Genomic DNA, 12491 nt, shown 5'->3' with positions numbered 1-12491 from the left:
TTCCACGCGTCCCAGACCTCGCCGAGGGTGACGCCGACGTAGCCCGCGCGCCGCAGCGCGGCGATCTGGGCCTCGAAGGCCTCGGGAGTGACCCAGAGGTCGGGGTAGGCGGTGCCCGCCTTCGGCGTCCCGACCACGTGGTACATGAGGATCGGGACGCGGGCCGACATCGCGCTCGCGCCCTCGAGCGGCCAGGACGCGGGGTCGCGCGGGTCGGTCGATGCCGCCACCTGCGTGGGTGCGGGGTCCTTCCGGGGTGCTGTCGTCCGTGACGCGGCGGAAGCGGTCGTCCCTGGGCTCGCGACGCGCTCGCGTCCCGGTTCGTCCGCACCGCTGCCGAACACCATCCCGGTCGCAAGTGCGCACAGCGCGAGCGCGAGGAGCGCGAGGGGGCGGGCCGGTCTCCGCTGCGAGCGAGAACGTGCGGCGCGCTGGCGTGCTGGCACGCGAGGAGGATCGCAGACCGACCGGCCCGCAGCGGTCGCGCCCCGTCCGGCGCGGTACGTTCGTCATGAGCACGATCCCGTCCGTCGACCCAGGAGACCCGCAATGCCTCGCATCGCGCAGATCATCGAAACCCTCGAGGCAGAGCGCGCCGACGTGCAGAAGCGCCTGGACTGGCTCGACGGGCAGATCGAGCAGTTCCGCGAGCACCAGGCCGGCCAGATCGCGCCGTCGGAGGTCGACCCGGCGGAGGTGCCGCTGCGGTCCAAGCGGCGCGCCACGGCCCGGCGCGCGAGCTCCCGTCGCGCGACCGCGCGCGCGGTCAAGCGCGACACGGGCGGGGAGATCCTGGAGTTCCTGGCGGAGCATCCGGGCTCCACGGCCGGCGAGGTCGCCAAGGGCATCGACCTCAGCCGCAGCTCTGCCGCCGCCAAGCTGACCCAGATGACCAAGGCCGGGGACCTCGCCAAGCTCGATCGCGGCTACGCGGTGCGCGACGCGTAGCCGATGCGACGACGGCGACGCCCCGCGTAGGCTTGCGCCCCATGCACATCGATCCCACCGGCGAGCAGGTCTCCGCGTTCGCGGAGCGCGACGACGACATGCCCGTGTTCATGCTCAACCTGCTGCGCTTCAAGCCCGACGGCGGCGCCGAGTCCTACGCGACCTACGCCGCCGCGACCGCCCCGCACCTGCGGCGCGTCGGCGGCGAGATCGTGTGGAGCGGCGCGTGCGACACCGCGTTGATCGGGCCGGGGGAGCCCGAATGGGATGTCGCCGCCGTGGTGCGGTACCCGTCACGAGCGAGGTTCCTCGAGATGGTCGGCGACCCCGAGTACCAGGCGATCACGCATCACCGAACGGGTGCGCTCGTGGACTCGCGGCTGATCCCGTGCGCCGGGACGGTGCTGGGCGCATGAGGGCCGTCGTCTGCCAGCACGCCGAGCTCGGGGTGCAGGACCTGCCCGAGCCCGTCCCCGCGCGCGGCCAGGTGCGCATCCAGGTGACCCGCTGCGGCATCTGCGGATCGGACCTGCACGCCCGGACCGGGATCGACGACTGGGCGGAGATGGCCGCCGAGGCCGGCTACGACCGGTTCGGCCGCTCCGACCAGCCGATCGTCCTCGGGCACGAGTTCTGCGGCGAGGTCGCCGAGCACGGCCCCGGAGCCAAGGGGTCGCTGCCGACCGGGACGCCCGTCGTGGCGCTGCCGTTGCTGCGCAACGCGCAGGGCATCGACACGACCGGCCTGTCGGTGCACGCTCCGGGCGCCTACGCCGAGCAGATGCTGGTGCAGGAGTCCCTGATGCTGCCGGTTCCCAACGGGTTGGATCCCGACATCGCGGCGCTCACGGAGCCGATGGCCGTGGCGTGGCACGCGGTGCGACGGGGGGACGTCGGCAGGAAGGACGTCGCGATCGTCATCGGCTGCGGGCCGATCGGCCTCGGCGTGATCCTGATGCTCAAGGCCAAGGGCGTCCGGACGGTGGTCGCCAGCGACTACTCGCCCGGGCGTCGCGCGCTGGCCACCGCCTGCGGTGCGGACGTCGTCGTCGACCCGGCGGCCCAGTCGCCCTTCGCGGCGGCTCCGAGCAAGGGGCACGTCCAGGGCATCCCTGCCGTGCTGGAGCTCGCGGTCGGGACGACCGAGAAGCTCGGGCGCCTCCCGGTCGGCTGGTGGCACGCCTGGCGGCTCGTGGACACGCTCGGGATCGAGCCCAAGCACCCGGTGATCTTCGAGTGCGTCGGCGTGCCCGGCGTGATCGACAGCATCATCGGGGAGGCGCCGCTGTTCTCCCGCGTCGTCGTGGTCGGGGTCTGCGTCGGAGCCGATCAGATCACGCCGGCGATGGCGATCAACAAGGAGATCGACCTGCGCTTCGTGATCGGCTACACGCCCCTGGAGTTCCGGGACACGCTACACATGCTGGCCGACGGCAAGGTCGACCCGCGTCCGCTCATCACCGGCAAGGTCGGGCTGGATGGCGTGAGCAGCGCGTTCACGGCGCTCGGCGACCCGGAGGCTCACGCCAAGATCCTCGTCGACCCGCGCAGCTCCGCGAGCGAGCCCGAACCGGTCGGCCGGTAGGCGCGGCTACGCGGCCGGCAGGTCGGTCGCGGCCGGGCTCGGCAGCGTGAACAGCTGCAGGAACCGCGCGCCCAGGTCCTCGTCACCGGTGATCCGGAGCTGCCCGTCGGCGATCGCGTCGGTGCAGCGGCAGCGCTTGTGCGCGACGGCGATGAGCGACTCGGGGCTCGTGTGGATCGTGGCGTCCGCGTCGGGAGCCGCCCCGCGAGCCACGGTGATGCGTCCGTCGCACACGGTCGCGTGGTACGCCGACTCACCGAGATGGAGCGTGATCGTCGCGGCGAAGTCCTCGGCCAGGGCCGGATCGAACAGGGACTGCAGCGAGAGCAGGTGGGCGTCCTCGCTCATCGACATGCCGGGTGTCGGGGGATCGGCGTTGGCGCCGCCCCAGCGGCCGAGCTCCACGAGCACGTTCTCGAGCGCGCGCCCCTTCGGCGTGAGCACGTAGACCTGCGCGTGGGCCGGGGGCGGCAGCGTGTCCCGGACGACGAGGGCACCGGCCTCGAGGTCGCGCAGCCGCTGGGCGAGCACGTCGGGACCGACGCGGGGGAGGGCCCGGCGCAGGTCGGTGAAGCGCTTGGGGCCGAGCATGAGCTCCCGCACGACCATCAGCGTCCAGCGGTCGCCGACGGCGTCCAGCGCGCGTGCGATGCCGCAGGCGTCCCCGTAGCAGCGCTTGTTGGTCATGTCGTCCAGTCTACCCACAGTTGGTTCTTCCAACTCGGCAGTTGGAAAAACCAACTCATCTGCTACAAACTGCGCATGGCTGACGCAGGAACCACCGACCGGACCCGCTGGGTCGCCCTCTACGTGCTGTGCACCGGCGTGCTCATGATCGTCCTCGACGCGACGGTCGTGAACGTCGCGCTGCCGTCGATCCAGGACGACCTCGGCTTCTCGCAGAGCGGCCTGGCCTGGGTGGTCAACGCCTACCTGATCGCCTTCGGCGGCCTGCTGCTGCTGGGCGGACGGCTCGGGGACCTGCTCGGTCAGCGCCGCGTCTTCCTCGTCGGTCTCGTCGGCTTCACCCTCGCGTCGGTGCTGTGCGCCCTCGCGCCGAGCCAGGAGCTCCTCGTGGCGGCCCGGTTCGTGCAGGGCGTCGGTGGCGCCCTGGCCTCCGCCGTGATCCTCGGGATGATCATCACGATGTTCCCCGAGCCGCGGGAGCAGGCCAAGGCGATCGGCGTCTACAGCTTCGTGGCGTCCGCCGGCGGATCCATCGGGCTGCTCGCGGGCGGGATCCTGACCGATGCCCTCAACTGGCACTGGATCTTCCTCATCAACGTGCCCATCGGGATCGCGACGCTCGTGATGGCGCTGCGCCTCGTCGAGGACCGGCCCGGGCTCGGGTTCGGCCGCGGCGCGGACATCCCCGGCGCCGTCCTGATCACCGCTGGGATGATGCTCGGCGTCTACGCGATCCTGCAGGGAGGGGAGGCCGGCTGGGGCGCACCGACCACGGTCCTCCCGGGGCTGATCGCGATCGCCCTCGTCGGCACGTTCCTCCAGCGCCAGCGGGTCATCAGCAACCCCCTCATGTCGCTGCACATCTTCCGCTCCCGCAACGTCTCGGGCGCGAACGCGATCATGGCGCTGCTCGTCGCGGGCATGTTCGCGATGTTCTTCCTGGGCGCCCTGTACATGCAGCGGATCCTCGGGTACGACCCGCTCCAGGTGGGGCTCGCCTACCTGCCCGCGACCGTGGTGATGGCGATCCTCGGGCTGCGCTTCGCGGAGACCTTGATCATGCGCTTCGGTCCGCGCCGCATCCTCATCCCCGGCCTGGCCTGCAACGCCGTCGGCCTGCTGCTGTTCGCGCGGACGCCGATCGACGGGAACTACGTGACCGACCTCCTGCCCACGATGGTCCTGATGGGCCTGGGCAACGGCCTGTCGTTCCCGGCGCTGATGACGCTCGCGATGTCGGGCGCGACACCCGAGGACTCCGGGCTCGCGTCGGGCCTGGTCAACACCACGGTGCAGGGCGGAGGGGCGATCGGCCTCGCCGTGCTTGCGACCGTCGCGACCGCGCGGACCGACGCGGTCTCCGCCGCGGTCGTGCCGTCGCTCGGCGCGCTGAACGCCGGATACCACCTGGCCTACGTCGTCGGAGGCGTGCTCGTGATCGCCGCGATCGCCATCGCCGTGGCCGTGCTGCGGGACGGCGGCGGACCGGCGGAGCACGCCGGGGCGGACGGCGAGGCCCTGCCCGCACGGGACGAGGCGATCGCCCACGCCCTCGCCTGAGGTCGTCGCGCCTCGCTGAGGATGCGGGGCCGGGCGGGTACAGTCCGGCGCCGTGTCCGAGCGCCACGATGACCACGTGCACGACGTCGCGATCGTCGGAAGCGGGTTCGGCGGTGCCGTCAGCGCCCTGCGCCTGGCCGAGAAGGGCTACGACGTCGTCGTCCTGGAGGCGGGACGCAGCCTGGGTCCGCAGGACCTGCACGCGGCCCGCCGCCGCCTGACCGACTACCTCTGGCAGCCCGAGATCGGCCTGCGCGGATTCTTCTGGCAGCGGACGTTCAAGGACGTCGGCATCATCGGGGCGTCGGGCGTCGGAGGCGGCTCGATCGTGTGGGGCGCGGTGCTGCTCGAGCCCGCGAAGGCGTTCTTCGACGATCCGGCGTGGTCGCGCCTGGCGGACTGGCGGACGGATCTGCGGCAGCACTACGCCACGGCCGCACGCATGCTGGGCCGGGTCACCAACGTCCACCTCGGTGAGCAGGACGAGCACCTGCGCGCCGCCGCGGTCGCGGTCGGCGCCGAGTCCACCTTCGGTCCGGTGCCGCTCGCGGTGCATTTCGGTCAGGGGCCGGGCGTGCGGTCGGAGGACCCGTTCTTCGACGGCGACGGCCCGGCGAGGACCGGCTGTCTGCTGTGCGGGGGCTGCCTGGTCGGCTGCCCGTACGGCGCCAAGAACACGCTCGACCTGAACTACCTGCACCTGGCGCAGCGACGCGGCGCGCAGATCCGACCGCAGCACCGGGTGGAGGCGGTCGTCCCGCTGCCCGGCGGCGGGTACGAGCTGCACAGCCGCGACCCGCTGGCCGGTGGGCGCGCAGGGCGGCGAGCGCCGGTCCGCGCCCGGCAGGTCGTGCTCGCGGCCGGCGTGCTCGGCACCCTCGAGCTGCTCTTCACCTGCCGCGACGACCTCGGGACGCTGCCGCACGTCTCACCCAGGCTCGGTCACCGGGTCCGGACGAACTCCGAGGCGGTCACGGGGATCCTCGCGGACGACCCGCAGGCCGACCTGCTGCGGGGGCCGTCGATCTCCTCGGACTTCCACCCCGACCCCCAGACCCACGTGACGCAGAACCGCTTCCTCGGCGGCGCTCGGGTGCTGCGCCCCCAGGTCGGACCGCTCGTGGACGGCGCGCGGCCCGGTCCTCGAGCCCTCCGCACGCTGGCCCGGATCGCGTCGCGCCCCGTCGAGCATCTCCGGGTCGCGCTCGCACCACGCTTCGAGGAGCGCTACACGGCGCTCACGGTCATGCAGCACGTCGACAACGAGCTGCGGTTCGTCTGGGGACGGAGTCCCGCCCGGCCCTGGCGAAGGGTCCTGCGCTCGCGGGCGGTCGATGGGCGCCAGGCCCCGAGCTACCTGCCCGTGGCCAACGAGGTCACGCGCGCCTACGCGGCGTCGATCGGCGGCACGCCGCTGAACCTGCTGCCGGAGAGCGTCGGGGGCGTCTCGGTCACGGCGCACGTGCTCGGGGGCGCGGTCATCGGCAGCTCGCCCCAGGAGGGGGTGATCGGCCTCGACCACCAGGTCTTCGGGCATCCCGGGCTCTACGTCGCCGACGCGGCGGCGATCCCGGCGAACGTCGGCGTCAACCCGTCGTTGACGATCACCGCGATGGCCGAGCGGTTCGCCGCCGCGTGGCCGACGCGGCGGGACGCCGAGGCCGTCGCGCCGGACGCCCCGGCCGAGCCCGGGGCGCGCCTGCCCCGTGGTCTGCGGGACCTGCGGCGGCTGTACCGGGTGCTGCCCGCGCCGGAGCCCGACGCCCTGGTGGGCGACTGGCGGGCGAGCTTCCTCGGCCCGCGGTCGCTGCGCACGGTCGCGCCCCTCGGCGTCGCACGGGCGGGGCTGCCCGGCTGGCAGGGCAAGCGGTTCGCCCGGGCGCCGGACGGCTCCGGGATCACCGGGACCAACGTGCTGCGAGGGGAGACGCGCCTGGCGATGGCGCTGCGCGTCGCGGACTCGGCGGTCGACGGGCGGCCCTGCGGGGTGATCTCCTACGCCGACGACGCACCGCTGCCGTGGCGCCATGTCCGCGACGAGGTGCGGGTCCTCGACGCGGAACGGCTGCTCGCCATGAGCCTGCTCGACCTCCCGGGCGGGGGAGTGGGGGCCCTGCCGTTCCTGCTCACGCGCGACGCGCTGCGGTAGGCGACGGCGTCCGCGGGGCCGGCCGCGACCGCGGTGCTCAGCCGGCCCGCGGCGCGTAGCGGTGGTGGAGCATCAGCGCGTTGCCGTCGGGGTCGGCGAAGAGGCCCATGTGGCACACGCCCGTGTCGAACGTCTCGCCGGTGAACTCCACGCCGCGCGCCGAGAGCTCCGCGCGGGCCTGCTCGACGTCCTCGACGTGCAGCGCGATCGGGTTGACGTTCGGGTGGTACCCGAAGGGGAACCGCTCGGCCATCACCACGCTGAGGGTCAGGTTCCCGGTCTCGAACTCGGCGAAGCCGCGATCGGGCATGAGCACCGAGCACGGGAGGCCCAACGTGTCGCGGTAGAAGGCGACCGAGGCGTCGAGGTCCTTGGTGGGCACGGTCACGAAGTCCGTGCCCGTGATCAGGCTGGGCGAGGAGGTCATGCGCCGACCCTATCCCGCGCCGGTCACCCCGTCAGGGGGAGCTTCACCTGCGCCGCGGCACGCCGGGTGAGCCACATCCGCAGCCCTGACGGCGAGAGCGGCCGGGCGAAGTGGAACCCCTGGGCGAGGGTGCAGCCGAGCGTCGTGACCAGACGCAGCGTCGCGGGATCCTCGACCCCCTCCGCGACCGTGCGGAGCTCGAGGTCGTCGGCCAGCGTGACGATCGCGCGCAGGACCGCCGCAGATCGCTCCGACGTGCCCAGCAGTCGGACGAAGCTGCGGTCGATCTTGACCTCGTCGATGGGCAGGTCCTGCAGGTAGGCCAGCGACGAGTAACCGGTCCCGAAGTCGTCCAGCGCGAGCTTGATCCCGAGACCACGGAGCGCCTCGAGCGTCGTGAACGCCACCTGCTGGCGCTCCATGAGGACGCTCTCGGTGATCTCGAGCTTCAACGCGGAGCCGTCCAGCCCGCGGACCAGCAGCATCTCGCCGACCCTGCCGGCGAGGGCGGGATCGACGACGTTGCGCGCGGAGAGGTTGACCGCGACGGTGAGCGGGAGCCCGTCCTCACGCCAGGCCACGCAGTGGTCGAGCGCCAGTCCCAGGACGTGCTCGGTCAGCGGCCCGATGAGCTCGGTCTGCTCGGCGAGCGGGATGAACATCCCGGGCGGCATCGCGCCGTGGACCGGATGGTCCCAGCGCACGAGCGCCTCGACGCAGTCCACCGCCCCGGTCCCGATGTCGATGATCGGCTGGAAGTGCAGGCGCAGCTGCCCGGACGCCAGGGCGCGTTCGAGGTCCGACAGCACGGCGAGGCGGTGGCGGGCGGCCCGCTCGAAGCCCTCGTGATAGCGGCGGTGGGGCCCGTCGGCGCTGTGCAGGGCGATCTCGGCGCGGTCCAGCAGCTGTCCGGCGTCGTCACCGTCGAGCGGGCCCACCGCCGATCCCGCCGCCGCGCGGACGGGATAGGGGACGCCGTCGACGATGAGCGGGGCGTCGAGCGTGGCGATCAGCCGTTCCACGCGCTCCACGTCGTCGGGCGCGTCCGGGATCGCGACGGCGAAGCACGCGGGAGCGATGCGCCCGACGACGGCGTCCGGGCCCGCGGCGTGCGAGAGCCGCGCCGCGAGGGCCTGCAGCAGCGCGTCGGAGCGGGATCGCCCGATCGCCGCCAGCAGCTCGTGGAAGCGCGTGGGGAGCAGCACGAGCGCGGTCGCCGGCCCGCGCTCGAGCATCCGCGCGAGCGCGTGCTCGATCCCGGCGCGGTCGGCGAGACCGAGCTGCGGATCGCGTCCCGTCCCGGGGACGTGACGGTCAGGCGGCGGCCGGTCGTACATCACCCTCCACCGCTCGGTCTCGACCGTTGCGCTTGGCCTGGTACAGCGCGCTGTCCGCCAGTTCGAGGAGGTCGTCCAGCACCCGGCTGCGGGACGTCGTGGCGACGCCCACCGAGACGGTCACCCTGGGTCCGCCGTCGATCGGCTCGCGGCGCGCGCGACGGACGACCTGCTCGGCGACCTCTCGCGTGTGGCTCGGGTCGCACGACACCCACACCGCGAGCTCGTCGCCCCCGAGGCGCCCCGCCAGGCCCACCGCGGATGCCGTGCGAGCGACCTCGCAGAGCACGACGTCGCCGATCCGGTGCCCGTGTGCGTCGTTGACCTCCTTGAAGTGGTCGATGTCGAGCATCACGACGCCGCCGGTCTCGCCGGCCGCGAGCCGTGCGCCGACCTGCTCGTGCCAGGAACGGCGCGACGCGATCCCGGTGAGGTCGTCGGTGAGGGCGAGCGTCTCGAGCTCGCGGACACGCCGAGCCAGCGAGGCGTCCGGGTCGCTCGACGGGGGCATGCCCGCGACCTGGGCGAGGTCGTCGAGAGCCTCGTCGGGCAGGCCGAGGACGGCGAGGGCCGCGTCGCAGAGCTTGCGCTCCAACGTGCCCCCGGCAAGGGCGGTCACGACCTGGTCGGCCAGTTGCACGCACGCGGTCACGCGGTCCGGGGCCACGCTGGTGGTGTCGCCTCCGTGATGCCAGGCGATGGAGCGGACGATCTCGTCGTCGAGCCCGGACGCCGCCGCGAGCAGCGCGCCGGCATGGGCGTGGTCGGTCCCGAACCGGTCCATCTCCGCCTGGGCCCGCCCGCAGCCCGCGGGATGCGCGGCCGCCACCTCGTCGACCGCCGTCTCACCGAAGACGACCGGCAGGACCAGCTTGCCGCAGTCGTGCAGGAGCCCCGCGAGGTGGGGCGCCTCGGTGCCGATGCCCGCGTAGCCCGCCGCCGCGCTGGCCAGGCCCGCGACCTGCACGGCGTGCACGTGCATCGCGCCGCGCGACACGCCGCCGTTGCCGGTGGCGCGCTCGAAGAACCGGTAGGCCACGGAGTCCAGGGCGAGGCGTCGCACGCTGGTGCGTCCCACCATCGTCACCGCCTGCCGGACGTTGCGCACCGGCATCCGCACGCCGGTGGCGGCCGAGTTCGCGAACCGCAGCACGTTGGCCGCCAACCCCGGGTCCATCTCCAGCGCGGCGACCAGTTCGGCGAGCGTCGACTCGTCGCGGTCGGCGAGGATCAGCACCCGTTGCAGCGCCCGGTCGAGGACCGGCAGCTTCTCGCAGTCGGCGACGGCCACGGTGAGCCGTCGCGCGAGGTGGTCATCCGCGCACGTGCGCACCGCATCCATCTGGGCATCCATGCCTAGCCACGTCACCGTCCGACCTCCATGTCGGTCCGCCCTGCCCCCGGGCGCGAACGGGGTCGCGCCACGACACTCCAGCAGTCGGACCCGGCGGACGGCGCTTGAGGGGCCTGGACGTACGTCCGAGCCCGCCGCGCGCCCTCAGTGCGTCCCGCGGCGCAGGGGCCACCGCCGCACCGGGACCGCGGGGAGGTCACCGACCTCCTCACGGGTCAGGGACAGCGTCACCGCGTCGGTCATGACGCGGGCGACCGCGCCGATCGGGACCGTGATCTCGCGCTCGCCCCACAGATGCCCGCGGCGCAGCACCATGTGGGTGATCTGGTCCTCGCCATCGACGAGGAACCCGTCGATCCTGCCGATGTCGTGGTCGTCCTTCGACACCACGCCGCTGTCGCGACGGATCTCGACCTCGCCCTTCGGGATCCGGTCGTAGGTCACTCCGTAGTGCGGGTCCAGGGACGGCGAGATCACGAACCCGCTCGAGTCGAAGTACGGCAGCGCGAGCACGTCCTCCACACCGACCTCCCAGTTGGGGTCCTCGACCGGAGCATCCCCCATGCGCAGGTAGGCGAACTCGTGGACCGCCTCGAGCTGCCGGACGTGATCGGCGCTGCAGCTGAGCGTGATCGCCGCGTCGGGCCCGTCGCCGGCGTTGGCCAGCGCGATCGGCACCAGGCGGGCGAGGTGGTGCTGGTGCTGGGGCTGGACGACGAGGTGGGTGACGTTGCGTCCGATCGGGTCGATCACGATGTCGGACAGCTCGCCGAACTCCTCGTCGGTGCAGTGGACCTTCGTGCCGAGCTGCAGGCGCATGGACGTCTCCTGGGGCGGTGGGGGGCCGGGGTGCCCCACCTAGGCTAGTCGTACGGCTGGGGCATCCCACAACATGGATGGCCCGTTCTGGGGAACGCGACAGCACGCCACGCCCGCCGGCCCGCGAGGATCCGGCGATGTCGTTCTACGGAACCGTGTTCGCCCAGATCTACGACCCGTTCCTGGCGTGGGGGGAACGCGCCGGCCTGCGGCGGCTGCGGAGCGAGATCCTGGCGGAGGCGTCCGGGGCCGTCCTGGAGATCGGCGCCGGCACCGGCCTCAACGTCCCGCACTACGGTCCGGCGGTCACGTCGCTGACGCTCGCGGATCCCGAACAGCCGATGGTCAAGCGACTCCAGGGCCAGCAGTCGCACCTCCCGCTCGAGCCGGTCGTCGCGCTGGCGCCCGCCGAGGAGCTGCCGTTCGAGGACGACGCGTTCGACACGGTGGTCTCCACCCTCGTGCTGTGCACGGTGACCGACGTCGACGCGTCGCTCGCCGAGATCCGGCGGGTGCTGCGGCCCGACGGCAAGCTGCTGTTCATCGAGCACGTGCGCGCGGACAGCTCGCGGCTCGCGGGCTGGCAGGACCGGCTGCACGAGCCGTGGCGGCGGTTCGGCTACGGCTGCCACTGCAACCGCGACACCCACGCGGCGCTCGCCGCCGCCGGCTTCCAGGTCGGACCGGTCCGCCAGGAGCGGTGGCGGCGCATGCCGGCGATCGTCGCGCCTTTGATCGCGGGCGCGGCCGTGCCGGCGACCGCCTGACCGGGCGGCCGCAGGACCCCGTCACCGCAGCGGCGCGCCGACGCCGCGCAGGACGCCGTCGCACACGGCGATGAGCCGGGCGCGCAGCGCCTGCCCCCGCTCGGTGAACGCGCGCTGCAGCGCGACGTACTCGGCCCGTCCCGAGGGGAGCTCGACCGGCACGGGCGTCAGGCCGAGGTCCGAGAGGTCGTAGGGCGAGGCGCGCATGTCGAGCTCACGGACCTCCCGGGCCAGCGCGAAGCAGTCGGCGGTCAGCTCGGAGGGCACGACGGGACCGAGCTTGTACGCCCACTTGTACAGGTCCATCGTGGCGTGGAGACATCCCGGCTGTTCGCGCGCGACCTGGTCCTCGCGTGCGAGCACGCGGTCGTTGCGGGGCCGCGCGTCGGGGGTGAAGAAGCGGAAGGCGTCGTAGTGCGTGCACCGCAGCGGGCCCTGCTCGACCACCCGGTCGGTGCCGGCCTGGCCCAGCCGCAGGGGCCACCGCTCGTGCCGGCGGCGGTCCGCCCGGTAGACCATCGCCCACTCGTGCAGCCCGAAGCAGCCGAGGCGGGGGGCCCGCTCGGCGGTGGCGCGCAGCAGGCGCAGGGTGCGCTGCGCCGCCGCGCCGCGCTGCTCCACGTAGGCGTCGAGGTCGATGGCCACGCCGGTGTCGCCCTCGCTCGTGCGGACCTCCTGGTACCAGCGCCAGCGGAGCCGCTCGGCCGCGGCGCCACCGAGCAGCACGACGTCCGCACCCGGATGCCACCGGCGCAGCTGGGACGGACGCAGGGAGTAGTAGGTGAACAGGAAGTCCTCGACGGGATGGGCCTCACCGGCCGCCGATCGGGCACGGTGCCCCGCCGTCCAGGCGTCGAC

12 protein-coding genes are annotated in these 12491 nt (G+C 73.3%); 6 read left to right on the top strand and 6 right to left on the bottom strand.

Annotated features, from left to right (window positions below; genetic code table 11):
• Window positions 1–549: 549 nt before the first annotated feature.
• From ABYE80_RS09590 to ABYE80_RS09580, 3 genes are read left to right on the top strand one after another with little or no spacing between them, the layout of a single operon-like run.
• On the top strand, window positions 550–948 hold the full coding sequence (locus ABYE80_RS09590) for a helix-turn-helix domain-containing protein (protein ID WP_372790056.1): 399 nt from the start codon (window positions 550–552) through the stop codon (window positions 946–948).
• Window positions 949–989: 41 nt separating this feature from the next.
• Complete coding sequence (locus ABYE80_RS09585) at window positions 990–1364, top strand: DUF1330 domain-containing protein (protein WP_372790055.1); 375 nt, start codon at window positions 990–992, stop codon at window positions 1362–1364.
• Complete coding sequence (locus ABYE80_RS09580; RefSeq protein ID WP_372790054.1) at window positions 1361–2533, top strand: zinc-binding dehydrogenase; 1173 nt, start codon at window positions 1361–1363, stop codon at window positions 2531–2533. Before ABYE80_RS09585 ends, ABYE80_RS09580 begins: the two co-directional genes overlap by 4 nt.
• Window positions 2534–2539: 6 nt before the next feature.
• Here ABYE80_RS09580 and ABYE80_RS09575 read toward each other — a convergent pair whose 3' ends face one another.
• On the bottom strand, window positions 2540–3220 hold the full coding sequence (locus ABYE80_RS09575) for a winged helix-turn-helix transcriptional regulator (RefSeq protein ID WP_372790053.1): 681 nt from the start codon (window positions 3218–3220) through the stop codon (window positions 2540–2542).
• A 75-nt stretch (window positions 3221–3295) separates the two neighbouring features.
• On the opposite strand from ABYE80_RS09575, the gene ABYE80_RS09570 reads away from it, so the two are divergent.
• Both ABYE80_RS09570 and ABYE80_RS09565 read left to right on the top strand, forming a co-directional pair.
• The gene (locus ABYE80_RS09570; protein ID WP_372790052.1) at window positions 3296–4780 is read left to right on the top strand and encodes a DHA2 family efflux MFS transporter permease subunit; all 1485 of its coding nucleotides are present in this window, start codon (window positions 3296–3298) and stop codon (window positions 4778–4780) included.
• A gap of 52 nt (window positions 4781–4832) precedes the next feature.
• Window positions 4833–6929, top strand: coding sequence for an FAD-dependent oxidoreductase (locus ABYE80_RS09565; RefSeq protein WP_372790051.1), 2097 nt, complete (start codon window positions 4833–4835; stop codon window positions 6927–6929).
• A 37-nt stretch (window positions 6930–6966) separates the two neighbouring features.
• On the opposite strand, the gene ABYE80_RS09560 is transcribed toward ABYE80_RS09565, so the two are convergent.
• From ABYE80_RS09560 to ABYE80_RS09545, 4 genes are all read right to left on the bottom strand, one after another.
• Window positions 6967–7356, bottom strand: a complete 390-nt coding sequence (locus tag ABYE80_RS09560; protein WP_372790050.1) for a VOC family protein — start codon at window positions 7354–7356, stop codon at window positions 6967–6969.
• 23 nt (window positions 7357–7379) lie between these two features.
• Window positions 7380–8693: a putative bifunctional diguanylate cyclase/phosphodiesterase gene (locus ABYE80_RS09555; protein WP_372790049.1), complete on the bottom strand. Its 1314-nt coding sequence runs from the start codon at window positions 8691–8693 to the stop codon at window positions 7380–7382.
• Window positions 8671–10047: an HDOD domain-containing protein gene (locus ABYE80_RS09550; protein ID WP_372790048.1), complete on the bottom strand. Its 1377-nt coding sequence runs from the start codon at window positions 10045–10047 to the stop codon at window positions 8671–8673. The genes ABYE80_RS09555 and ABYE80_RS09550 overlap by 23 nt, the downstream gene beginning before the upstream one ends.
• Window positions 10048–10191: 144 nt before the next feature.
• The gene (locus ABYE80_RS09545) at window positions 10192–10866 is read right to left on the bottom strand and encodes a hypothetical protein (protein ID WP_372790047.1); all 675 of its coding nucleotides are present in this window, start codon (window positions 10864–10866) and stop codon (window positions 10192–10194) included.
• Window positions 10867–11003: 137 nt separating this feature from the next.
• On the opposite strand from ABYE80_RS09545, the gene ABYE80_RS09540 reads away from it, so the two are divergent.
• Entirely contained in the window at window positions 11004–11633 is a 630-nt protein-coding gene (locus ABYE80_RS09540; protein WP_372790046.1) for a class I SAM-dependent methyltransferase, read from the top strand.
• 21 nt (window positions 11634–11654) lie between these two features.
• Here the strand turns inward: ABYE80_RS09540 and ABYE80_RS09535 are convergent.
• A partial coding sequence (locus tag ABYE80_RS09535) for a 3-methyladenine DNA glycosylase (RefSeq protein ID WP_372790045.1) occupies window positions 11655–12491 on the bottom strand: 837 nt, incomplete at its 5' end.

The organism is Paraconexibacter sp. (genome assembly GCF_041602235.1).
GTDB lineage: Bacteria > Actinomycetota > Thermoleophilia > Solirubrobacterales > Solirubrobacteraceae > Paraconexibacter.
Note: the sequence above shows the minus strand (reverse complement) of the source record. Positions and strands in the feature narration are given on the sequence as shown.

What these genes read in the sequence shown, in the direction of transcription:
- ABYE80_RS09550 (WP_372790048.1), bottom strand. Translation starts at nt 10,047, where the DNA reads ATGGATGCCCAGATGGATGCGGTGCGCACGTGCGCGGATGACCACCTC.
- ABYE80_RS09545 (WP_372790047.1), bottom strand. Translation starts at nt 10,866, where the DNA reads ATGCGCCTGCAGCTCGGCACGAAGGTCCACTGCACCGACGAGGAGTTC.
- ABYE80_RS09585 (WP_372790055.1), top strand. Translation starts at nt 990, where the DNA reads ATGCACATCGATCCCACCGGCGAGCAGGTCTCCGCGTTCGCGGAGCGC.
- ABYE80_RS09580 (WP_372790054.1), top strand. Translation starts at nt 1,361, where the DNA reads ATGAGGGCCGTCGTCTGCCAGCACGCCGAGCTCGGGGTGCAGGACCTG.
- ABYE80_RS09590 (WP_372790056.1), top strand. Translation starts at nt 550, where the DNA reads ATGCCTCGCATCGCGCAGATCATCGAAACCCTCGAGGCAGAGCGCGCC.
- ABYE80_RS09560 (WP_372790050.1), bottom strand. Translation starts at nt 7,356, where the DNA reads ATGACCTCCTCGCCCAGCCTGATCACGGGCACGGACTTCGTGACCGTG.
- ABYE80_RS09575 (WP_372790053.1), bottom strand. Translation starts at nt 3,220, where the DNA reads ATGACCAACAAGCGCTGCTACGGGGACGCCTGCGGCATCGCACGCGCG.
- ABYE80_RS09540 (WP_372790046.1), top strand. Translation starts at nt 11,004, where the DNA reads ATGTCGTTCTACGGAACCGTGTTCGCCCAGATCTACGACCCGTTCCTG.
- ABYE80_RS09555 (WP_372790049.1), bottom strand. Translation starts at nt 8,693, where the DNA reads ATGTACGACCGGCCGCCGCCTGACCGTCACGTCCCCGGGACGGGACGC.
- ABYE80_RS09570 (WP_372790052.1), top strand. Translation starts at nt 3,296, where the DNA reads ATGGCTGACGCAGGAACCACCGACCGGACCCGCTGGGTCGCCCTCTAC.